Here is a 24,597-nt window from a genome sequence, read left to right on the forward strand (position 1 = left end):
GCAGGTGGGACAGATGAAGATTAAATTCAAGCACCAGCAGTTCCAGTTGGATGCCGTCAAAAGCATTGTCAACTGCTTTGTAGGACAAGCTAATGAACAGTCACGATTTACCTTTGATAAAGGAAGAAGACTAAAGCATGAGCAATTGGATTTGGAATCATATAATAAGTTTTCAGATGTGAGCTTTAGGAACAACCCGATCAAACTGACTGATGATGAAATCTTGGCTAACATCCAAGCCGTACAGCGAAGGAATGGGTTAAAGCAATCCGAACGACTGGAAGGCAGATACAATCTGACAGTGGAAATGGAAACTGGTACAGGCAAGACGTACACGTACATCCGGACAATGTTTGAACTGTACAATACATATGGCTGGAGTAAATTTATTGTCGTCGTCCCTTCCATCGCCATCCGGGAAGGCGTCTTCAAGTCGTTTCAGATGACTGAGGATCACTTCATGGCGGAATACGGAACAAAAGCCCGTTATTTCGTATACAACTCCAAACAGCTGAACCAGATCGAAACGTTTGCGAGTGATGCCGGAATCAATGTAATGATCATCAACTCCCAGGCGTTTGCTGCAAGGGGAAAAGACGCCCGACGAATCTATATGGAGCTGGACGATTTTCAATCCCGCAAGCCGATTGATGTGATCGCCAGTACGAATCCGATTTTAATCATTGATGAACCGCAGTCCGTGGAAGGCCCGAAAACGAAAAAAGCTTTGGAACTGTTCAACCCGCTGTTCACCCTTCGGTATTCGGCGACCCACCGGGAAGATTACAATAAAGTGTATCGTTTGGATGCGCTCGATGCCTATAACATGAAGCTGGTGAAAAAAATCAGCGTGAAAGGCATTTCCGCCAAAGGGACGAGCGGCACGGAGAGTTATTTGTATCTGGAAGGCATCGATGTAAGCAACAAACATGCTCCTGTCGCCTGGTTGGAGTTTGAAGTGCGGACGAAAACCGGATTGACCAAGAAAACACAGAAGATCCGCACAGGAGACGATCTGTACCAACTGTCCGGCCAACTGGAGCAGTATAGAGGATACAAGGTATCCGAGATCAACGGCCAGAAAAACTGGATCGAATTCGCCAATGGGGTGACGCTGCAGGCCGGGGATGTTCAGGGGGATGTTAACGAACTGCATTTCCGGCGAATTCAAATTCGGGAAACGATCAAGTCCCACTTCAAGAAAGAGAGGGCACTGTTCCATCAAGGCATCAAAGTGCTGTCGCTGTTTTTCATCGACGAAGTAGCAAAGTACCGGCAATATGATTTAGATGGTAACGAGCAGAACGGCTTCTATGCCGACATTTTCGAGGAAGAATACATCGCTCAGTTGAACGAACACCTTTCGCTGTTTACGGATGATCCGTATGTCCGGTACTTGAACAGCATCCGGGTGCAGGATACGCATAAAGGGTATTTCTCCATCGACAAGAAAAGCAACCGGCTTGTTGATCCGAAAGTGTCCCGCAGAGAAACCGATTCAGATGATGTAGATGCGTATGATCTTATCATGAGAGATAAGGAGCGGCTGCTCAGCTTTTCTGAACCGACGCGGTTCATTTTCTCCCACTCCGCCTTGAAAGAGGGTTGGGACAATCCGAACGTATTTCAGATTTGCACATTGAAACACAGCGATTCGACGATCAAGAAACGGCAAGAAGTCGGACGGGGACTGCGGTTGTGCGTCAAACAAAATGGTGACAGGATCGATTCGAGCGTGCCTGGTATTGATGTCCATGACATCAATGTGCTTACGGTCATTGCCAGCGAATCATACGAACAGTTTGCCAAGCAGCTGCAGAGCGAAATCGCCGAAACGTTGTCCGAACGACCGAAGAAAGCTGACACCAGTTTCTTTTTGGACAAATTGCTTACAAATGCTCGCGGCGAAAAGCTGCACATTGACGAGACGTTGGCCAACAAGCTGCATCGAACGTTTATCCGACAAGGATATGTCGATGACAAGGATGAGCTGACGGACGATTATTTTGCCGCTGTTGACAATCAACAAGTCGTTGTTCCCGAGGAACTGGCAAATCATCAGGAAGCATTGATCGAGCTGGTGAAGACGATTTATGTCGCCGGCAAGGCCGATTTGACCGAGGACGAACGAAGCAAAAACATCGAACGATTGCAGCCGAATCACAACTTTTACAAAAAAGAGTTTCAGGAACTGTGGAACCAGATCAACAAAAAGACCGTGTATACAGTTCAGTTTGATTCAGACGAGCTGGTTCGGAAATGCATATATGCCCTGGATCATAACTTGCAGGTACTGGCTGTACGATACGCAATCAAACACGGTGAAATGCAAAAAATCGAATCCAAGGAGCAGTTGAAACAGGGTGAAGCTTTTGTTACCCGAGATACGCATACAGAATCTGTTCACCATACTGTAACATCGAAGATCAAGTACGATCTGGTTGGCAAGCTAATGGACGAGACGCGGCTGACGCGGAAAACGATTGTAAAGATTTTAACCGGAATCCAACCATCCACATTTCTGCTGTTCAGAAAAAGTCCGGAGGAGTTCATTATCCGGGCAGCCCGGCTGATCAATGAGCAGAAGGCAACGACGATCATCGAGTCCATCACCTACAATGTAATCAACGAAAAGTTTGAAGCGGAAGTATTCACACAAAATACGTTGAAAGGGCAACTCGGACAAAACGCCGTTCCGGTGGAAAAGCACATTTTCGATTATGTCGTGACCGACTCGAAAATCGAGCGCACCTTTGCGGAAGAGTTGGATACCAGTCAGGAAGTAAGGGTCTATGCAAAGCTGCCGCGAGGATTCTTTATTCCTACTCCACTCGGCAATTATAATCCCGACTGGGCGATTGTATTTAAGGAAGGTGATGTAAAACATATCTACTTTATCGCCGAAACGAAAGGTTCTATGGAATCGCTGGAATTGCGCGAAGTAGAGAAGGCAAAAATCGAATGTGCCCGTAAACATTTTGCTAAATTGAATACCGGGAAGTTGAAATATGATGTTGTAAACAGCTACGACAAATTGCTTGAGATTGTAAAGGCATAACTGTAATGGTTGAAAAAGCTGCTACTATAATGACCCCTTACGCTTCCAGACGAAAAATAGAGTTTAATGAAGGAAGCAAGAAAGGGGTCGTTTTTTATGGGACGGAGAAAATGGACTGCTGAACAAAAAATGGAGATTGTATTAGCTGGAATGGTACCGGGGGCCAATATGATTCAAATTGAGATTCTCCGGAAAAAGACAAATTGGGGCCGAAGGTAAAAATGAGGGATTTAGTACGGATCCTGCACAGCGAAGGGTATTCGGTTCCATAAATTACGACTGACCTTTGTATCAACCGGACGTATGGATACGCTTTGTTCAAAGAGTATGAACCTAAAAAGCGTGAACGTTCGGACGAAGCGGCGCATCGTCAAAAGATCCAAGAGCTTTGCGGAGAGTTTCCGACCAATGGGGTACCGCCGAATCCGGGTTTGGCGGTACAAGCGGCATCAGCTTCGTGTCAACCACAAGCGCGTGTACCGCATCATGAAAGAGTTGGGGTTGTTAACCCGTTCCAAAGGAGGAACGGCGAGTAGAAAAAAGCAATCGGGTCGGATCCCGGTCACCGGCTCTAATCAGCATTTTCAAGTCGACATGACGAAGATTTGGTGTGGGAGTGATGGCTGGGGTTACCTGTTTGCCGCCATCGACGCTTATGACAAAGAAATCGTAGGCTATTCCTTCTCACGGTTCTGCAGAACCAATGAGCTAAACTAGGCGTTGGAAAACCGTTTTCCTCATGGGGTCAAAGGCTGTGGCCTGACGATCCGCAGTGACAATGGATGCCAAATGACCAGCCGCCGTTATGTCAAAGCTTTACAAGACGCCGGAATCAAGCAAGAGCGTACAGGCTACAACAACCCCGATGCCGATGCGTACATCGAGCGCTGGTTCCGGACTCTGAAAGAGGAAACCGTATGGCTCCAGGAATACACCACCTTCCTAGAAGCCAAAAAAGACATCGACCGCTACATCCGGTTCTACAATGCAGAACGGCCACACTCTGCGTTGGGGTATCTGTCTCCAAAGGAGTTCCGTCAAAGTTTTACCTCAAATGCGGCTTAAAATGTCTGGACTTTTGGGGTTCATTAAGAGGGAAACATAAGGAGGAAAAATATGAAATTCGTCCATTTAGATGTTTACTATACGATTTTTAATTGGTTCGCAGAATTACCAGAAGATATGACCCAAGATAAGCATATTTTTTCTGGTGATTATTTTTTGATCTATCGGAAGATGACGTTTCCTCGTTAAAGGAACTTATTTTAAAAACGAAAGGAGATGGAATGACTTTGGAGTTTCGTAACTCCGGAAATCGATCGAACTTGAATATATATCTACATACCAACTCTGAAAATAAGGAGCCATTTAACTATATTGTTGATTGGTTGAAGAACGTGACCAGGGATTGCAATATTTCAATGAAGAAGAACAAACGTACTCAAACATCGAGGGCTTTTATCTTTCACTGGAATTCAATGGGCCAGTTCTAGTAGAGAAAATACAAGAAATTGCACAAGCTAATGGATACGAGTTGAATATAATCTATAAAGAAAGCGTATCATTTGAACATTGTGCTGGTAACTTTATGGAATTCATAACTTTTTAGTTAAGCCAGCATCCGAAGCGATCAGCAACATATCGTTGAATTTATTGAGTAACACAATATATGATAAGTTAAAAGAAGATCATCCTACAAAATATTTTGCAGGAACTATTAATCCCGAAGCTATTCTAAATATTGTTGTAGATCACTTTAGAGAGGAATCCAAAGCTAGTTTATTGTTATAGGGGAGCAATTACAGATCACGAAACGGGAAATTGTACACATTTAGTACAATCCCGCTATTGTGATTATGAGATAGAATTTGATAAAAATCAGATTGTTCGAATTGAATCGAAACCCCGTACACAGACACGTATCTAAATTAGAGCTTCATAATCACCCCGAGAATTAATCAGCGAATCTCTCCGAGGGATTCAAATTAGTGCAATTCACATAAAAAGAAAGCAGCCCATTAGGTTTTTGGGCTGCTTTTTAATATGTTCAAGTATCGATTCAAAGTGTCCATATTCTTGCTAGTCGGTTTCACTTAAAGCCAGAAGTATTTTACTTAATCAAATAAGTCGTTTCATCGAGGTGGGATTGAGAATTGATTTTGGAAAAAGGTATAGGAAAGAGTCGGACTTGCAGCAAAAGTGGTTCGGCTTTTTAGACGGCTGTTGTTCTTTGTGTCGTTTCATAATACTAAGTGAGATCAGCCTATCTCATCGGGGAGTTCTTTTCCTGGATGAACTGCCGGAATTTTCAAAGATCGTGCTGGAGGTGCTCCGGCAGCCGTTGGAAGATGGAAAAGTAACATTGGGACGGGCCAGGGCGGTCTATACCTATCCGGCCGAGTTTATGCTGGTCACTTCAATGAATCCGTGCCCGTGCGGTTTTTTTGGTTATGAAGAGGACCGCAGTTGTACCTGTACACCACATCAGGTGCAGCGGTACCGATCCAGGATCTCTGGTCCCTTGCTGGATCGGATCGATATCCATATCGAGGTGCCGAAAGTAGATTTCAAGACCTTGAGTGAAGGAAAAACCGGTGAATCGTCTGCAACCATTCGCCAGCGCGTCAACCAGGCACGAAAGAGGCAGCGCGAGCGTTACGAAGGGAAAGAAAACCTGACCAACAGCATGATGAGCACAGCCGATATTCGCAAATATTGCATCCTGGACAAGGAATCGCGCCAGATGATGAAGCAGGCTTTCGAACTGCTTGGCTTGAGCGCCCGTGCCCATGACCGCATTCTAAAGGTGGCCCGCACCATTGCCGACCTCGCCGGGGAAGACCGGATTCAGGCCGGCCATATCGCCGAAGCGATCCAGTATCGCAGTCTGGACCGGAAGTTTTGGGAATAGGGGGACACACAATATTTTCTACATAGTTTAATAGGTATGTAAAAAGCTCCGTGTCTTTATGAGCGGAGTTTTGTTGTTCATGTAAAAATCCTGATTGAGATTGACTAAATGTAATTGCCTTCCCTAATTTATTGCCCGTAAATCTACTGCTCTTGCAATATGATTGTATTTTGCAATATCTGCACCTGCAATTAATTTGCCTCAATTTTACGATTTTGCTCCGTACTTCATCTTAAAAAGTACCTCCTTGCTATTTAAGGGTTCACTGGCCAGTGGGACGCCTGTATGTTAGCAGGAGGTACTTTTCTTTTTCAAATCCTCTTTTATTTCATTACAGGAATGCTCACAGGTACGATCAAAATTCAAAGGTGCGCATTTCGCGGTATTTCCTCCGGATTGTTTCAATTCCTCACAGGTACGATCAAAACTCTTTGCACCCGTTGATTGCGTCCGTGATCCGGCCAGTTTCAATTCCTCACAGGTACGATCAAAACAGTTGAGCCAATCGTGTACGCTCGCTGACCAATCCTTTGTTTCAATTCCTCACAGGTACGATCAAAACCTTCGAAAAAATCGCAGACGAATATGTCGTTATTGATGACGATAGTTTCAATTCCTCACAGGTACGATCAAAACTCTAACTTGTAGCTCGTAGCCTGCCGGTATGTCAAAAATGTTTCAATTCCTCACAGGTACGATCAAAACCCCAAAAAGTATTGCTATTAAGCCATTCTACAAATGATCCTATTTTCCTCTTGACTAACCAATTTTTGAACTAAAAAATAAAAAATCCAGTAATGACGCGGCTTTTCAAACCATTTGCCGGAATATTCAGTGTCGTCGATCCCCCGGGTTTACTCCTCTACTGGAGGTCGACGACTTTCTTGGTATACTGGAATCAAAAATAGTTGATCAGAAATTACTTACCGCAAACAATGATTCAGTTTCTGAAAGAATATAGCTTAACATCGGATAATTGCAAGGCTATCCAAAGTCAGATGATCGGGCACACCTTTTCAATGATGAGAATCCGGTTTAAGTAAAGTAAAGCTCTAATCTTTTACGAATATGGATAATAAATCGCAAAATTTGTTTTAAATTTCGCTATATTTTGTTGTCGCAGGGAGTGGGTAAAGTGAACAGACTTGGTGAGGCTTTTAAACATGTAGATTATAATTCGTTTGTATTACGGTTGAACCCGGTGGTGGACACTGTAAGCAAGTCGGGAATTATTCCTGATTTCAAAGGTATAGCGAACCCTTTTGTAATTGTCGAGATGATTCATAATCTCTTCTTTCTCTGTTTCACTTAGAGTATAAAAATTAAGGGAGTCTTTAGTTTCGGCAAATTCTTTTAAAGGGTGTACTTTAACATTTGTTAATTCAACTTCCATAGCACCGCTTATTGAAGACTGATAAAAGACAGTAAAAGCACCAATTAATAAGATTAATGAAAGGATAGTCATTTATTAGAAAAGTAGCGGTACTGTTTCATTAGCAACGGCCCACTTTGGGGAGAAATACTTGATGAGCCTGTTGAGAAGGGGATATGGCGGATAAATTTGCCTTTTTCATAATACCAGTCGTCATTCATTTTGAGTCCGCCCGCGTGAAGCTGTTGGGAGACAAAGTTGGCACAATCTCCTCCACGATCGCTGCCTCCCGGTCATACACGATGGAATTCGCAAAATCTTCACTAATTTGCGGGACATCAAAGGTGCCGCCCGCCGGATCAGCATAAGTCTGGCAGTAACCGGAGACGACAATGGCAACTAATTGCCCCCAGCAATGCCTGGGTCAGGGATTAAAATAAACAATATACATCTATAAAGTGCTGGGGGTTTTTTATTTTCCACCTTTATGATAGATATATCGAAAAAAGCCAGGAAAGAAGATTATCTCTTGTGCTGGCTTTCTTTTTGGAAAAGATCCTTTATAACCGTCAGAGCCAAATCTCCGACATCTATTATAAGCTGACCAAACTTTTTCCAAATACTTTGGCGAGGTCTTCCTGTCAACTCTGCGACTTTTTCAACACACCAATCTGTTCGTTTAGTGATTTGTTTACTGGTAAATCGTTTAACCTTTAGTTTATATTTTTTTTTAAGAATCTGTTCTTTCATTCGATCTCTTTCTTTTTGTTCTGGTGAATTATGAAATGTATAACCATCGGCTTCAATTACAAGTTTATGCTTTGGTAAATACAAATCAACCTCATATGAACCAAAAATCACATGGGTTTTCACCTTATATCCGGCATTCTTCAAAGCCAGGTACAGCTTTTTTTCAATATAAAAATTTTTATCAGTTACCTTGGCTAACTGCCAGTCGGGCATTTTCTTTTCTTTTCGCCAAATTCGAATGTAGTGACCTACAGCCTTGATAAAATTTATTTTTCGAATGATTTTGATCTTTATTGGGGGCATAAACTTTCTCCTTTTTGGTTTTTTATTTTATTCTAAATCATTTTGAAGGAAAAGGGTTGCTAATTTTTTATTCGTTGCTGTTATCTACTTTAATTTTTTGCTACAGTAATGCTTTAAAAATGTATCACCACAGATGACCGGATTTATGCCAGCCATATCGAGGAAGCGATCCTATCCCGGTACCGTAGTCTGGATCGGATCGAATGTTTTGGAGTGACTGTTTGCAGCGTTCGGAAATAAAAGGCAAATTTGAAATCAGGTGAAATGACCAGAGTGCTTGGTTGGAAAAAAGCGTTTTCTAAAGTGTAAATTAAAGGCTTCATCTTTGTGATAATGGATTCTGGCTGCGCCGGGGGGGCGGAGAGGTCATTTTCATCAACTTTGGCTGGAGATCATATCAGTTTTCCTAAGCCTGCTTTGGAAAAAACATTGTACCTTTCAAAACTATATAGTATACTGTCATTAGTAAATAGTAAGAGGATTGTAATCGTATTCTTGTTACATTACCACTTTAATAAATTTCATATTGATACCCAAAAAGGTATTAGATGTTAAGGGGTTACCTTATTGAAGGGACCCCTTTTATATTTTTTAACCGGTTATTTTTTGAAAATACAGGAAGTGGTTGTCAAGCTGATTTTGTGGGCAATTAAAGCAGTTATTGTGCTTGATTTGCCTTTGGAGCCAAGGGCTGTTTCGCATAACGAAAGTCATCTGCAGAACAGGTTGTGTGCAACCACCATTTCAACGGAATGCATTTTCGACTAAAGATAAAAGGGGGTGAATTCTGTGGAAATGCTCTTTGCGCCTTAGCCCGATGACAGGTACGAAATGAGTGTCATAGGATAACAGAGGAAGAAAAGGGACATACGAGGCAGCCGAATGAAAACTCCTGACTGCCCATATTAGGAAGTTAAAGAAAACATTTTGTTTCAAGGGAAGTACCCATGTTTCTTCTAAAGGAAACCGTTATGGAGAGACGTTGGAAAGATAAGAATATTTTCTCATGATTAGAGAAAATTGCAGAGAATTTCAGCAGGCAGTTCCTGCTCTGGAAGTGATATTCTTCATGAGTCAGAAAGGGATATGGTGCCCGTAGTCCGGATTCAGAATACCGGATCGGTACGGTAAAGCAGCCGTACCCTGGCAAGGCAGCAATTGCAGGTCTTTTTGTCTAAAAGGAAAGGGAGTACCAAAGCTCTTGATGTTAATCAGTCGGGAAGAGTACCGGAATAAATGTAGCCAGGGATAAGGAGGAAAAAAATGAGGGAAAAACGAGGCAAAATGACTTTTGGATTGGCATTGATTCCGGTTTTGGGTACTGCTTTACTGTTGTTCTGGGGAATTATTTTTGCAGATCTGGACGCACATATACCACTGCTTCTGGGAACCGTTATCGCTGCCGTGGTTGGCATGAAATGTGGATACAGCTGGAAGGAAATGCAGGATGGAATCGTAAAAGGGATTAACCATGCCATCGTTCCGATTCTCATTCTTTCACTCGTAGGTATTATCATAGGAAGCTGGATTCTGGCAGGAACCGTTCCCGCGCTGATCTATTATGGACTGCAGATATTGTCACCTGTTTATTTTCTCTTTACGGCATGTATTATTTGCAGTATCGTATCCCTGGCTACCGGCAGTTCCTGGACCACTGCAGGTACTATAGGTATTGCCTTGATCGGTATCGGGCATGGATTGGGACTTCCCCTGCCCATGGTAGCAGGTGCGATTATTTCCGGAGCATATTTTGGAGACAAGATGTCTCCCTTATCCGATACAACAACTCTGGCTCCTGCCATGACCGGCAGTGATCTTTTCGACCATATAAGGCATATGTTATGGACCACAATTCCGGGCTTTATTATAGCACTGGTGTTGTACCTGTTTCTGGGATTCAGGTACGGCTCAGGTACACTCGATTCCACTCAAATTAATGGAATTCTGAATGCATTGAACAGTAACTTTGAAATTAATGTTATCTTACTGATCCCCGCACTTTATATTATTATCATGGCAGCAATGAAAAAGCCTCCACTGCCTACGTTATTTGGTGGAGCTTTGCTGGGAGCACTTTTTGCTCTGATCTTTCAGGGAGCTTCCATAGCGGAAATACTGGATGCAATGCATTATGGATATAAAGCAGATACGGGTTTGGAAATAGTTGACAACCTTCTTGCCCGGGGCGGGCTTGACAGTATGATGTGGACGATTTCCCTGATTATCATTGCACTTTCCTACGGAGGAATACTGGAAAAGATCAATGCCCTTGAGGTAATTATTCAAAAAGTATTGAGCGTTGTGCAGAGAGTGGGAAGCCTTATTGCAAGCAATGTAGTAGCGTGTATCCTTTCAAACGCACTTCTCGGGGACCAGTTTCTGGGAATAATCATTCCCGGCAGGATGTACAAAAGCGCATATGAGAAGAAGGGAATCCATCCCAAGACCCGTTCCAGGATCCTCGAGGATGCGGGAACATTGACCGCAGCGTTGATCCCCTGGACTGCCTGTGGCGCATATATGGCAGTAACACTTGGTGTTCCAACGCTGGCATATGCCAAATTTGCATTCCTGAATTATTTGGTGCCGATTATCTCTATTTTCTTTGGATTTGCTGGAATAGCAGTAGCAAAAATGAATGAAGAATAATCAATTTCAAAAAATAATATAGATTTTTGCCATCAGATGCCAGGTGTCAGGGGCAATATATTCTTTCTTTGGAATATATATGTCCCTTTTATTTTTTCGAAAGGGAGATGGTGTCAATGTCTGAAGTGATAATCAATGGTTCTCTGGAAATTGAAGATATAATTAAGGTAGCCAGGGGACACAAGAAAGTGCGCCTCGCCCCCGGAGTGGTGGAAAGAATCAGGAAGTCGCGGGAACTTGTTGACCGTGCCATAAAAGAGAGTAAGGTGGTTTACGGAGTTACCACCGGGTTTGGCAAATTCAGCAATGTGCTTGTTTCCAGTGAGGAAACCAGGGTGCTCCAGGAAAACCTGATCATGAGCCATTCCACCGGAGTCGGAGAAGCTTTGCCCGAAGAAATTGTCAGGGCCGTAATTCTCCTGAGGGCGAATACCCTTTCCAGGGGTTATTCGGGAGTACGTGTCTTAATAGTCGAAAAGCTCCTGGAACTTTTAAACAAAGAAGTTCACCCTGTAATCCCCTGCAAGGGATCCCTCGGGGCCAGCGGAGATCTGGTTCCCCTTGCGCATATGGCCCTGGTATTGATCGGAAAGGGGGAAGCAGTCTATAAGGGAACGAGGATGGCAGGCGAAAAGGCACTTGAAAAAGCGAAAATAGAACCCGTACAACTTCAGGAAAAGGAAGGTCTGGCACTCATCAACGGCACCCCGGTAATGACCGCTATTGCCGCTCTTGCGGTTCATGATGCCGAAATACTTGTCAAAACGGGAGATATTTCCGCAGCGCTGACTCTGGAAGCTTTAAAAGGGATTACCTCTGCTTATAATCACAAGATCCATGAGGCAAGACCCCATAAGGGACAAATTGCCGTTGCCAAAAATATACTGAGGCTCATACAAGGAAGTGAGTATTTAACCAGACAGGGTGAAGCAAGGGTTCAGGATGCTTATTCACTTCGCTGCGTTCCTCAGGTTCACGGTGCTTCCAGGGATGCGGTAAAGCATGTCAAGGCGATTGTGAAAACGGAGGTTAACTCCGTAACAGATAATCCGCTGATTTTCCCGGAAGAGGAAGAAATAATTTCCGGTGGAAATTTCCACGGTCAGCCTATTGCAATTAATCTGGATTACCTGAAAATTGCAGTATCCGAGTTGGCAAGCATTTCTGAAAGACGTATAGAAAGAATGGTTAATCCCCAGCTTAGCAACGGTCTTCCCGCTTTTTTGATCAAAAAGGGCGGCCTTAACTCGGGAATGATGATTACGCAGTATGTTGCTGCTGCGCTGGTTTCTGAAAACAAGAGTATCAGCCACCCGGCCAGTGTGGACTCCATCCCGTCTTCCGCCAATCAGGAAGACCATGTAAGTATGGGTACCATTGCATCCAGGCAGGCCATGGAAATAGTAGACAACGTACGCAACGTACTTGCTATTGAACTGATGTGTGCTGCCCAGAGCCTTGACATGAGAGAAGGAAAGAAACTTGGCAAGGGTACGCGTATTGCTTACGACTTGATCCGCTCCAGGGTGAAAACACTGAATGACGACAGGATCTTGTATAGAGACATCAAAAATATATATGACATGATTAAGGATGGAACTCTGGCAGAAACTGTGGAAAAAGTTATAGGTAATTTATAAAGAATAATATTTTATATTACAATGAGTATGGAGGGATTTTATTCCAACTTCCACCTCAAAGCGTTGGCGAAGGTGGAACTTGCCAATCAGGTGAAGCAGAGCTTCTGGCTGATTACCCGATGTTTCAGTTTTACTGAAACGAGTTTACCACCGGGAGGGGTGCTTTTGTGTAAAATAGGAAAGACTGCGATAATGCTGGCTATTTCAAATGATGAAGAGGAAGAGGCGCTTTTTTCCAGAGCCAGGAAAAACGGGTATTTGTTATGCAAGGGACGGGTTGGCTCCATGAAAGCTGAAAAGGTAATATCGTCCATTGAAACCGCGGGCATTCGCGAAGGGATGCTGGATGGAAGCTACAGGCAGGAACACGCTCTCTATCATGCTGTTCTGGAAGCCCTCAGGGGGATCTGCCGCGGAGATATCGGACTGGGAGACTACAACCGGACTGTGGGCCTGACCTTTTCCATAGTGATAGGTCTTAAGGACGAAAGGTCTGTAAGCGAAGAAAACTGGATCGCCGTCGGCTTGTACGGTACCATCGGTGCCCCGAAGAAGGGGCACGAACACGAAGTGATGGGTCTGGGAATAAGCCATATATAATACTGAAAGCGATTGCAGGTCCTGTTTTAATAGTGCTGATTGCTTTTGCTATTTTCCGCTTCGTTCAGGCTTATGTGTTTTCCATAAGATGGTTGTGTGACGTCTACAACGATTTTTGCATTATCAACATCAAGGTAAAGGTGATTTGATCTGAAATGAAGATTTCAGGTGTGAAAAGTAAATTCAGATCAGTGAAGTTATTACATCCTTGTTTAAATAATCAGTTGGCAGGAGTTAGTCAGTCATTGAATCATTTCGCGGAATTCTCATGCAGAATCCGGTCCGTCTTTTCCCTTTTTCCACACGCAAAGCAGGCGAATCAGTTCTATTTAAGAAAACGGTTTCATCCAGCATCAGGAGATTTCTTCCTGATCAATTTGAGCGGATCATCAGCAGCCCGATTTCTTTTTCCAGATTTTTGACATAGTATCAGCAAGCAAAAATTATCAAAGAGGAAACAAAATGAAAAGTTGTTCTTGAATTTTCAACAGTTAGCAGAAAAAAGAAGTGTAAAAGGTCAAATCCTGGGAAATCGATTGATTCTGCTGGAATGTAACCATTGTTTGATGTGCATCAGACAGCGCTGGAAATTTTCAGGAGGTGTAGAAAAATGGAAAGCAAGTTGGTGGAATTTGTTCCGAATTTCAGTGAAGGAAGAGATCAGGAGGTAATTCAGAAGCTTGTTGACACAGCAAAGAATATTCCTGGAATTAAGTTGTTGGATGCCGAGTGGGATCGAGATCACAATCGCTCTGTCTTTACGATGGTTGGTTCTCCGGAAGGAGCAGAAGAAGCCGCGGTTCAGCTTTGCAGGTGTGCGATGGAAAACATTGACATGACCAAGCATCAGGGTTCGCATCCGCGCATGGGAGCGACAGACGTCATGCCATTTGTTCCAGTGAAAAATATGACGATTGACGAGTGTGTCGAACTGTCGAAGCGTGTTGCGCGGCGAATATGGGATGAGTTGAAGATTCCTTCCTTCCTTTATGGAGACTCTGCTACAAGCCCGAAACGCCGAAATCTTGCCAAAGTGCGTAAGGGGCAGTTTGAAGGAATGCCGGAGAAACTCCTGCAGGATGAGTGGGCACCCGATTACGGGGGGAGAAAGATCCATCCGACCGCAGGGATCGTCGCAATCGGCGCACGGAAACCACTTGTTGCTTTTAATGTGATTCTGGGGACGGACAATCTTGAAATTGCCAACAAGATTGCTCGGATTGTACGTGCATCCAACGGCGGATTTCGCTCTTGTAAGGGAATTGGTGTCAAGATGGAGGAAAGAGGCGTCGTTCAGGTTTCCATGAACATGGTAGACTACGAGGATACTCCGCTGTATCGCGCATTTGAAACAATTCGTTTCGAGGCAAAGCGTTATGGTGTTCCCATTGTCGGATCTGAAATCATTGGCCTGACACCGGCAAAGGCTCTCATAGATGCAGCAGAATACTATCTCAGGATCGAGAATTTTGACTACAGCAAGCAAGTTCTCGAAAACCATCTTATTTAAAATTCAGAATGTGCATCGTAAAAAAGGGGTGATTGTATGCTTTTGAAGGAACATACCATAACGGACTTTGTCGATATTACAGCATCCAAAGAACCAGCACCAGGCGGTGGTTCAATCGCCGCCCTGTCAGGTGCACTGTCCTCTGCTTTGACAGCGATGGTCAATGAGCTGACGAAGGGGAAAAAAAAGTATGCCAAGGATCAGGAACTTGTGGAAAAACTCTGCAAAGAGGCCAATGAAATTCGCGAACAGTTTGTCGATGTGATGGATCGCGATACCAAAGCCTACAACAAGCTGTCATCAGCGTTTTCGTTCCCGAAGGAGACAGACGAAGAAAAGAAGGCACGCAGTGCAGCGATTCAGGAAGGTCTGGTCACTTGTATTGAGACACCGATGGAGATGATGGAACTCTGTGTCAAGGTTTGTTCTCTTGTGGAGCAGTCCGTTGGGCACACAAATTCAAACTGTGCCAGCGATCTGGGTGTAGCAGCGCTTATGTTGAATGCGGCTGTCAAGGGTGCCTGGCTTAATGTTCTGATTAACCTTGGCAGTTTGAAGGATCGCCGGTTGTTGAAGGAGTACTATGACAAGGGAAGTTCGATACTTGAAAAGGTCAGCGGAACAGTAACAAAAGTATACTTGGATATCGAAGCGGAACTGAACCACCAGGTTGCTGAAAAACTAAACTGAAACGGAGTGATTTACAAGCTCTATACTCCAAAGGATTCAGTCGTAAACGAATGGCCGGGGGGCCAGCATCCGGCTTGCGATCACAAGAGTTTTTGTGTCAGCGCTTACATCATATCAGGTGGAAGTTCACAGATGAGCAGGGGTCACATGTCATTCAATAAGGCTATGCACTAATAATGGATATCTCTTAAGAATCTGCAAAGATCATGACAGAAGGACTTGAAGAGCAGTAAATGCCGCGAAGACAGCGATCACGGACTTCAGTACTAAACCTCCTGGTGGAATCCTGCCCCATCTCAACTTTGTACCATTTGAAAAGAGTGGTTTTAGTCTGCGTTTTGACAAATTTACAACAAGATTTGACGGTTTTATATGGCCGTACTACAGAGTAAAGAAGTCTTTTTTGCGGATACGTGTTTTTTGGGAGACTGGCTTGATAGAAGGCTGCAAAATAGATTTGTAACCTGCTTAAAGGTATTGAAAGCTCATCGAAGGATGGCGATGAATTGCGTACAGAAGTGTGTACAGCTTCTGAATAGATTATTGGAGGTATTTATTCAATGAATAATCGAATTGCAGAAAAGGCCATGACGGTCAAACTGGATCCCGTGCTTCCAAAGTATCCGGAATTTGTCAAGGGAATTCGCAGAGCACCAAAACGCCAGGCGAATTTAAATCAATCGGACATTCGCCTGGCGATCAGGAATGCACTACGGTATATTCCTGAGCAATTCCATGAGGAAATGGCAAAAGAATTTTATGAAGAATTGATGACGTATGGAAAAATCTATGGTTATCGTTTCCGTCCGGAAGGCAATATCTGCGGAAAACCGATTGAAGAATACAAGGGAAACTGTGTTGAGGGTAAAGCTATTCAGGTTATGATTGATAATAATCTGAATTTTGATGTTGCGCTGTATCCATATGAGCTGGTTACCTATGGAGAGACTGGTTCGGTCTGTCAGAATTGGATGCAGTATCGGCTTATTAAAAAGTACCTGGAAGTGATTACCCAGGATCAGACGCTCGTCGTTCTGTCAGGGCACCCGTTGGGCTTGTTCCACAGCAAGCCGGATGCACCCCGTGTGATAATTACCAATGGTCTCATGATCGGCGAATTTGACAGCATGGAAGATTTCAACCGTGCGCGCGCGATTGGTGTTACAAGCTATGGTCAGATGACGGCTGGCGGTTGGATGTACATTGGACCACAGGGCATCGTGCACGGGACATACAATACATTGTTGAACGCCGGTCGTCTGAAACTGGGTATTCCAAATGAGGGCAATTTAAAGGGATATCTGTTTGTAAGTTCCGGACTCGGTGGAATGAGCGGAGCACAAGGGAAAGCTTGTGTGATAGCTGGCGGTACAAGTATCATTGCCGAAGTAGATGCGTCAAGAATCAATACACGTTGGGAACAGGGATGGATTACTGATGTTGTAAAGAGTCCGGCCGAAGCATTTGATCTGGCCTCTGAAAATAAAGAAGAAGGACGAGCATCTGCGATTGCATACCATGGAAATGTAGTTGATCTGCTTCAGTATGCCGTCAAAAACAATATCCACATCGATCTTCTGAGCGATCAGACCTCCTGCCACGAACCTTATACCGGCGGATACTGCCCGCAGGGGTTGAGCTTCGAGGAGCGTACGGAGATGCTCGGAAAGAATCCGGAGGAGTTCCGCCGTCGCGTGGACGAGTCGCTGAAAGTTCACTTCAAAGCGATCAAGACGCTGGTCGAGCGCGGCACCTACTTCTTTGATTACGGAAACAGCTTCATGAAGGCCGTTTACGATGCCGGCGTCAAGGAAATCTGCCGCAATGGCGTCGATGACAAGGATGGATTCATTTGGCCTTCCTACGTCGAGGACATCATGGGACCACTGTTGTTTGACTATGGCTACGGGCCGTTCCGTTGGGTCTGTCTGAGCGGCAAGGACGAGGACCTCCGAAAGACGGATGAGGCGGCGATGAGCTGCATTGATCCGAACCGCCGCTATCAGGATCGCGACAACTATAACTGGATTCGCGATGCGGAAAAGAACAGGCTGGTTATCGGAACGAAGGCGCGTATTCTGTACCAGGATGCCTTCGGTCGCATGAATATCGCACTGAAGTTCAATGAGATGGTTAAAAATGGTGAAATTGGACCAGTTATGCTGGGAAGAGATCATCATGATTGCGGCGGCACGGATTCTCCCTTCCGCGAAACATCGAACATCTACGATGGCTCGAATATCACGGCCGACATGGCGACGGCAGTCTACGCCGGCAATGCAGCACGTGGCATGAGTTATGTAGCGTTGCACAACGGTGGCGGCGTCGGCGTCGGCAAGTCGATTAACGGCGGCTACGGCTTGGTGCTGGATGGCTCGGAACGTGTGGATGAGATCATCAGGAGCGCAATGCCTTGGGACGTGATGTGTGGTGTGGCTCGCCGTTCCTGGGCGACCAATGAACCAGCCATGAAGACTGCCGCGGAATATAACGATGTAATGAAGGGACAGGATCATATCACTTTGCCATATGTCGTGGATGATTCCCTTATTGATGCAGTTTGCAAAGAGAAAAACAATTAACCATTGGGAGCTGGAGCATATGTCAAACTATTTAATTGTCAACGCGAAGGAACTCGTCACAGTATCAGGTTTTGCCGGAAAGTGTGGCGAAGAAATGCAGGATGTTGGCGTTATTTCAAATGGCGCCCTCTATCTTGCGGATGGAAAAATAATGGACGTAGGTACCACTGAAGAAGTTCAAAACTGGTTACTGGATCAGGGAATTACATCGGAGTGCTATCTTCTTGTCGATGCTGGCAACAAGGTTGTGATGCCAGGATTCATCGATTCTCACACGCATTTTGTCTTCGGTGGTTATCGGGATGATGAATATGTGTTACGGCTTCAGGGCGTGAAATACTCGGAATTGATGGAGGAAGGCGGGATTCGGCGGACTGTATCTTCAACCCGCAAAGCAAGTTTCGAGGAACTGTACGATTCAGGCTACAAACGTCTTCAGCAAATGCTGATGATGGGCATCACAACGGTCGAAGGAAAAAGCGGCTATGGTCTGGATTTGGAAACCGAATTAAAGCAACTCGATGTCATGGAGAAGTTAAACCAGACACACCCGATTCACATCGTCAGAACATATATGGGTGCACACGAATTGGCTCCTGAATTTGCGGGATCTCCAGATCAATATATTGACTTTTTAATTAAAGAGGGTTTGCCATCGGTCAGGGGAAAGGCGAAGTTTTGCGATATTTTCACAGAAGTGGGGGTCTTTGACCACAAGCAAACCAGACGTTTGTTGCACAAAGCTGTAGAAATGGGATTTCAGCTCAAGATGCATGCTGATGAAATGGTGCCCTATGGTGGAGCCGAACTGGCTGCTGAATTAAAGACTGTCAGCGTCGATCATTTGTTAAATATATCGGATAATGGAATTCAAAAACTGAAAGAGTCAGGGACGGTAGCGACACTTTTACCAAATACAGCGTTCAGCTTGAGGGAGAAATATGCACCGGCACGTCGGATGATTGACGCAGGACTTCCTGTGGCTTTGGCATCGGATATGAATCCGGGCAGCTGTTACAGCCAAAGCATTCCTCTGATCATCGCATTGGCCACCATTGAGATGAAAATGACGATTGAAGAGACGATTACGGCGTTAACTTTAAATGGTGCTGCTGCTCTTGACCTGGCGGATGTGACAGGAAGCCTGGATACAGGAAAAGACGCCGATGTCATTATTCTTGATGCACCGTCCTATAAACATCTGGCGTATCATTTCGCCATGAATCTTGTCGAGAGTGTGTTTATCAAAGGAAATCTCGAATATACCAGAAAAATTGGCCCTTGAGAATTTTCAAGCGTCGATTACAGGAAAGGACTTCATATGAATACAAAAAATTATACCGCTGCGGTCCTGGTAAAGTTTATCATGTTTGCGGCGCTTGGTATTTTCATGTTTTTTGTGCCCGTTACAATGAATGGGGTGAATAGTATACCACTGGATCACATGGTCAATGTTATCAAGAAAATTCCAAACTACTTCACAGTTTTTGGTGTATCCATTTTCCTGGGGGGAATTGCATACTCCTTTTTCTCAGGCACATGGAAAAAAACGACGTCTTCTAAAGTATTTTTTATATTGAAATTAACAGGCATCATCTTCATGACGATGTATCTTACTGGAAATGGCCCTGATCGCTTCATGGAAGATGACATGCTTCCATTTATATGGGATAAGATTATGGTTCCTGTTGCGACGATTGTACCGGTTGGTTCTATTTTCCTTGCATTTATAACAAACTTTGGTCTGATGGAGTTTTTTGGAGTGTTGTTGGAAAAGGTAATGCGTCCAATCTGGAAAACGCCGGGACGTTCGGCTGTAGATGCAGTTGCATCGTTTGTCGGCAGCTATTCATTGGCACTTCTGATCACGAACCGTGTTTATCTGGGGAAGAAATATACTGCAAAAGAGGCAACTATTATTGCTACCGGTTTTTCAACAGTTTCAGCAACTTTTATGGTGATTGTTGCAAATGCTTTGGGAATAATGAATCATTGGCTTTTGTATTTCACTTTAACAGCAGTGATCACATTCATTGTTACGGCAATCACCGCAAGAATATATCCACTCAGCAAGATGCCGGACAAGTATGTTGATGGAACTCCAAGATGCGTAGAAAAGCAGAAACCGATAACACTAAGCCGTGCACTGTCTGAGGGAATGGAAGCTTTCCATGCTGCACCGGGTGTCGGGAAGGTGGTTTTCGACAACTTTATTAATGGATTCAGGATGTCGCTCAATATTGCACCGTCCATCCTGGCAATCGGCATGCTGGGACTAATCATAGCAGAATATACGCCAGTATTCTCAGTTATTGGATATATTTTCTACCCTTTCACAGTGCTGACACAAACACCGGATGCTTTGCTTTCGGCGAAAGCCGTGTCGACCAGTATTGCTGAAATGATGCTTCCAGCAGCGTTTGTTGTTGACACGCCGGTTATCACCCGTTTCATGGTGGGGATCGTCAGTGTTTCGGAGATTTTGTTCTTCTCCGCATCGATACCTTGTATAATGGGAACGGCTATTCCTCTTACGATAAAAGACTATATCATCATTTGGATTGAACGTGTGATACTGTCCATACTTATTGCAATGCCAATCTTGCATCTGATATTCTGATTAATGCGCTGTCAATCAGTGTTTCTTTACACAATACAGAAGTCGCCTCGTTATGAAAGCGACTTCTGTCCGGTTTTATAGTGATTTGGCAGATATACAGGAAATTGGAAAGCAACAGGGAACATCATCTGCATACGTGTGCAGGCGGCTTTCGGTCCCCATACTGAGTATGAAAACATTGTTATGAGGAAGTCCGCAGCTGTACCTGCACCGCATCAGGTGTAATATACCGCTCCAGGAAGGAACTCACACCCTTGCCGAAGCAAATCATCCATATCGAGGTGCCCGGGGTGGACGGTCATATCGCCGAAGCGATTCAGTACCGCAGTCTGAACCGGAAGTTTTGGGGAAAGGATGCTTAATATTTTTGCTACAGTTTAACAGATCTGTAAGAAACTCTGTATCTATATGGACGGAGTTTTTTAAATGAGAAAAACAAAGTTTCATTTAATTGGTACATTTATTCAGCTCTTATCATATGATAAATCAGCCGATTGGGCCCTGGAGATTTGGGGAATTCAGCTGATCCCGGGGGTTAGGGCAATTTTTTACCAGGAAGGGAATGAGCCGAATGTACTATATGTTCAATATGTATCCATATCCTTATTACTTCCCGATGCATTACCCGGACGAGATGACAAGAAGACGTCGCAGGATTCCATTAAAAGATTATGGTAAAAAACCATTTGTTGTAAATATAAAACAGGCTGCTAAACAGAATCATACATTTCGTACTGCTATATGGACAGGAGAACATTTGCAAGTGACGTTGATGAAGATCGATGTTGGAGATGATATCGGTTTGGAAATTCATCCTGACGTTGATCAATTCCTGCGTATTGAAGAAGGGCAAGGATTGGTACAAATGGGTGACAGGAAAGATCAATTGGACTTTAAAGCTGAAGTTTATGATAATTATGCGATCATGGTACCTGCCGGCAAATGGCACAATTTAATCAATACAGGCAATAAGCCGTTAAAGCTTTATACAATTTATGCACCGCCTGAGCATCCTTTCGGTACTGTTCATAACACGAAGGCAGATGCGATGAAAGGAAATTCCAATCCGTATTGAAAACCCCGGTGTTTTTCATTGAATTATTACATCATTCCAAATTAATGGTTGGGAAATAAAGAGGAGTGGATTGTTGTTGCAGATCAGGGTTTGGACTCTTTATTTTGACAGGTAAATCAGAAAATTTATCATGTCTGGCATATAACAGGGGAAAATTACTTTAAGCAAAAATTTTCTAGATCTCGAAGGGATTATTAATATTCGGTGGAATTTGTTATGAAAAATATAATGGCCAATACCAATAAAAGATGGTTAAAAAACCAGGGGATTGCTCTGGTTTTTTTGGTTCAATGATGAAGGGGTTACCCTTTTTTCTGGATGTGTGAAAAAAACCTTCTTTTCCAGGCTCGACCATGATGAATATCAAAACGTGGTTTGCATCGGTACCTGAACCGGTTTTACGCTTTATTACAAAGATTTTTTACTAACCTTTAGAAGGCTGATTATAAAGTTGTTTTATAATTGATTGAATAATGCATTATTATTTACAAAAAAATTATAATAAAAAAATAATAATTTATTATAGTATAATTGCGAACAAAGCGATTTGAAAATATAATTATACTAAACAAATTTGGCAAAGGAAGGGGGAGGATGTATGGGGTTCCGAACCGCTCCGGTTAGTTGAATTGGTATGAATACTTGCAAATCTGCTTTACCTGTTGTGAGAAAAATTGGACGACGTCACCAACAATCTCCAGGGAAGTAACTTGTCAGTACGGTATGAAAATATACCGATTGTAATCAAAAAGGAGCGATTCAGATGCCAGGCCATTGCTTAAGGATTGCCATCATTGGAATGGGCCCTCGTGGACTTTCGGTTTTGGAACGTCTGTGTGCCAACGTTGCCGAGTTTCAAGGTCAGGACATTGAAATTCATCTTGTGGATCCTCACCTGCCTGGTTCAGGCAGTGTATGGAGAACCGGCCAATCCCGGTGTCTGCTGGCAAATACGATCGCGTCACAGATTACCATGTTTACAGATGCCAGTGTCGACTGTGCGGGACCTCATGTTCCCGGTCCAAGCCTTTACGAATGGGCACGGTTTATTACGCTTGTTGATTTTGAAAATTACAGTGATGCAATACTGGAAGAAGCGCGCAAAATACAACCGAATTCCTATCCCTCCCGTGTTCTTTATGGTTATTATCTGGAATGGGTATATCGGCAAGTGCTCCGCAATCTTCCAGGCAATGTCAACGTCCAATACCATCAGTCTCAGGCTGTCGCTTTGGATGACGGGAACGATGGACAACAGGTGATCTCACTTGAGAATGAATCAGAACCTTTGCTCGTGGATGCTGTCGTGCTGGCGTTGGGACACACTTCTGCAACTCTTTCCGGGGAGGAAAAGCGCCTGTTCGATTTTGCGAATGAGAACGGCCTGTGTTATGTCCCACCAGCCAATCCGGCAGATGCCGACTTAAATCAGGTAAAAGCAGACGAAGCGGTTATCCTGCGGGGGTTAGGGTTGAATTTTTTTGATTATATGGCATTATTAACGATAGGTCGTGGAGGTCGGTTTGTCCGTCAACAAGGGCGCCTGGTGTATGAGGCATCCGGGCAAGAGCCAAGAATGGTTGCCGGTTCCCGACGCGGAATCCCCTATCATGCTCGTGCTGAAAACGAGAAAGGGCCATTTGGACGACATCAGCCACTTATACTGACCCCTGAAGTAATCAGTAAATTTCTTGATCGGGCAACTCGTGGCGAGAAAATCCATTTTCGCTCAGAGGTATGGCCGTTGCTGGCAAAAGAGGTCGAAACATTATATTACTCTACACTGATCCATACAACATCATGCAAGTATCGGGCGTTGTTGTTTCAGGAACGTTATCTCAAAGAGCCTTGGGGAAGCGAAAAAGAAAAGCAACTGCTGGACGAGTTTGGAATAAGTCGTGCCGATCGATGGAGTTGGGAACGATTGACCCTGCCATATGGGAATATGTCCTTCAATAGTCAGGAGGAATTCCGCGTTTGGCTGATTGAATATCTGTACCGGGATCTGTCCGAGGCTCAAAAAGGCAATATTTCGGGTCCATTGAAAGCAGCACTTGATGCCTTGCGAGACTTGCGTAACGAGATGCGTATTATTGTAGACCATGGGAGATTAAGTGGTGAATCGTACCGGGATGACCTGCAAAACTGGTTCACGCCCCTCAACGCTTTCCTTTCCATTGGTCCACCAGCTTCTCGAATTGAGCAGATGATCGCCCTGATTGAGGCTGGAATTCTGGATGTGCTCGGACCAGACCTGAAGGTAGAACCACTCATCAGTTCCGCCCGTTTTCGTGCCTATTCTCCGCGAATCAATGACAGCGAGGTTGAAGCTGCTGTTCTTATTGAGGCACGTATGCCTGACATCAATCTGAATCGTTCTGCCAATCCGCTACTGACTCACTTGATGCAAACAGAACAATGCCGTCCTTACGTTATCACCAATCCGGACGGTTCTGGCTACGAAACTGGTGGTTTAGCTGTTACCACGCCACCAAACCGGTTAATAAACCGAAACGGTACCGTACATCCCCGCCGCTTTGCGTTTGGTGTTCCGACCGAAGGAGTCCATTGGGTCACCGGAATAGGCATCCGGCCAGGTGTCAATTCGGTTTTGCTCACTGATTCAGATGCAATCGCAAGGGCCGTGCTCGGAATTACTTCTGATACGGGAAGCAAGCAAATCAAAGACTTGAGTCGGATATAGATTCTGGTTTTCTTTCTCTGCCTTGTCGGATAGGCATATCCTTTGACAGACATATCTCATAATTCGATATAGGGCGAAGATTTTTTATTGTAATTTTTCCTGTTGAGGTGCTAAAACGTGCAAAAAAAAAACT

At 44.2% G+C, this 24,597-nt stretch carries 17 protein-coding genes, 1 pseudogene and 1 CRISPR repeat array; of the genes and pseudogenes, 15 read left to right on the top strand and 3 right to left on the bottom strand.

The window, feature by feature from the left end; all coding sequences use genetic code 11:
- The first annotated feature begins 13 nt into the window (after positions 1-13).
- From H2C83_RS09305 to H2C83_RS09325, 5 genes are all read left to right on the top strand, one after another.
- The gene (locus H2C83_RS09305; RefSeq protein ID WP_181740021.1) at positions 14-3,058 is read left to right on the top strand and encodes a type III restriction-modification system endonuclease; all 3,045 of its coding nucleotides are present in this window, start codon (positions 14-16) and stop codon (positions 3,056-3,058) included.
- Positions 3,059-3,385: 327 nt separating this feature from the next.
- Complete coding sequence (locus tag H2C83_RS09310) at positions 3,386-3,775, top strand: IS3 family transposase (protein ID WP_281364132.1); 390 nt, start codon at positions 3,386-3,388, stop codon at positions 3,773-3,775.
- A gap of 3 nt (positions 3,776-3,778) precedes the next feature.
- Positions 3,779-4,123: an integrase core domain-containing protein gene (locus H2C83_RS09315; RefSeq protein ID WP_181740025.1), complete on the top strand. Its 345-nt coding sequence runs from the start codon at positions 3,779-3,781 to the stop codon at positions 4,121-4,123.
- A gap of 319 nt (positions 4,124-4,442) precedes the next feature.
- Positions 4,443-4,667, top strand: coding sequence for a hypothetical protein (locus tag H2C83_RS09320; RefSeq protein WP_181740027.1), 225 nt, complete (start codon positions 4,443-4,445; stop codon positions 4,665-4,667).
- A 621-nt stretch (positions 4,668-5,288) separates the two neighbouring features.
- Positions 5,289-5,969, top strand: coding sequence for an ATP-binding protein (locus tag H2C83_RS09325; RefSeq protein ID WP_246333832.1), 681 nt, complete (start codon positions 5,289-5,291; stop codon positions 5,967-5,969).
- Positions 5,970-6,367: 398 nt separating this feature from the next.
- Positions 6,368-6,674: direct repeats of the CRISPR family, unit length 30 nt; unit sequence GTTTCAATTCCTCACAGGTACGATCAAAAC.
- Positions 6,675-7,155: 481 nt separating this feature from the next.
- Here H2C83_RS09325 and H2C83_RS09330 read toward each other — a convergent pair.
- From H2C83_RS09330 to H2C83_RS09340, 3 genes and pseudogenes are all read right to left on the bottom strand, one after another.
- A complete protein-coding gene (locus tag H2C83_RS09330; RefSeq protein WP_181740029.1) occupies positions 7,156-7,434 on the bottom strand; it encodes a hypothetical protein in 279 nt (92 codons plus the stop codon).
- Positions 7,431-7,610, bottom strand: a pseudogene (locus H2C83_RS18575) (amidase domain-containing protein); the annotation flags it as partial. The pseudogene H2C83_RS18575 and the gene H2C83_RS09330, both read right to left, overlap by 4 nt.
- Before the next feature lie 253 nt (positions 7,611-7,863).
- Entirely contained in the window at positions 7,864-8,394 is a 531-nt protein-coding gene (locus H2C83_RS09340) for an endonuclease domain-containing protein (RefSeq protein WP_181740031.1), read from the bottom strand.
- Positions 8,395-9,657: 1,263 nt separating this feature from the next.
- Here H2C83_RS09340 and nhaC point away from each other — a divergent pair.
- The 10 genes from nhaC (at position 9,658) to H2C83_RS09395 (ending at position 24,464) form a co-directional block, all read left to right on the top strand.
- On the top strand, positions 9,658-11,043 hold the full coding sequence (nhaC, locus tag H2C83_RS09350; protein ID WP_181740035.1) for a Na+/H+ antiporter NhaC: 1,386 nt from the start codon (positions 9,658-9,660) through the stop codon (positions 11,041-11,043).
- A gap of 107 nt (positions 11,044-11,150) precedes the next feature.
- On the top strand, positions 11,151-12,683 hold the full coding sequence (hutH, locus tag H2C83_RS09355) for a histidine ammonia-lyase (protein ID WP_220184093.1): 1,533 nt from the start codon (positions 11,151-11,153) through the stop codon (positions 12,681-12,683).
- A 165-nt stretch (positions 12,684-12,848) separates the two neighbouring features.
- Positions 12,849-13,283 (top strand): histidine utilization transcription antiterminator HutP, encoded by a 435-nt coding sequence (gene hutP, locus H2C83_RS09360; RefSeq protein ID WP_281364133.1) that lies wholly within the window; start codon positions 12,849-12,851, stop codon positions 13,281-13,283.
- A 610-nt stretch (positions 13,284-13,893) separates the two neighbouring features.
- A complete protein-coding gene (ftcD, locus tag H2C83_RS09365) occupies positions 13,894-14,793 on the top strand; it encodes a glutamate formimidoyltransferase (protein WP_181740041.1) in 900 nt (299 codons plus the stop codon).
- A gap of 36 nt (positions 14,794-14,829) precedes the next feature.
- Entirely contained in the window at positions 14,830-15,483 is a 654-nt protein-coding gene (locus tag H2C83_RS09370) for a cyclodeaminase/cyclohydrolase family protein (RefSeq protein ID WP_181740044.1), read from the top strand.
- Positions 15,484-16,043: 560 nt separating this feature from the next.
- Complete coding sequence (hutU, locus tag H2C83_RS09375; protein ID WP_181740046.1) at positions 16,044-18,065, top strand: urocanate hydratase; 2,022 nt, start codon at positions 16,044-16,046, stop codon at positions 18,063-18,065.
- A 19-nt stretch (positions 18,066-18,084) separates the two neighbouring features.
- Positions 18,085-19,350, top strand: coding sequence for an imidazolonepropionase (gene hutI / locus H2C83_RS09380; RefSeq protein WP_220184094.1), 1,266 nt, complete (start codon positions 18,085-18,087; stop codon positions 19,348-19,350).
- Positions 19,351-19,386: 36 nt separating this feature from the next.
- Positions 19,387-20,685, top strand: a complete 1,299-nt coding sequence (locus H2C83_RS09385; protein ID WP_181740048.1) for a YjiH family protein — start codon at positions 19,387-19,389, stop codon at positions 20,683-20,685.
- A gap of 616 nt (positions 20,686-21,301) precedes the next feature.
- On the top strand, positions 21,302-21,760 hold the full coding sequence (locus tag H2C83_RS09390; protein WP_246333839.1) for a cupin domain-containing protein: 459 nt from the start codon (positions 21,302-21,304) through the stop codon (positions 21,758-21,760).
- A gap of 763 nt (positions 21,761-22,523) precedes the next feature.
- A complete protein-coding gene (locus H2C83_RS09395) occupies positions 22,524-24,464 on the top strand; it encodes an FAD/NAD(P)-binding protein (protein ID WP_181740052.1) in 1,941 nt (646 codons plus the stop codon).
- Positions 24,465-24,597 lie beyond the last annotated feature (133 nt).

Origin of the sequence: Thermoactinomyces mirandus (genome assembly GCF_013868055.1) — a bacterium.
GTDB classification, from domain to species: Bacteria; Bacillota; Bacilli; order Thermoactinomycetales; family Thermoactinomycetaceae; genus Thermoactinomyces; species Thermoactinomyces mirandus.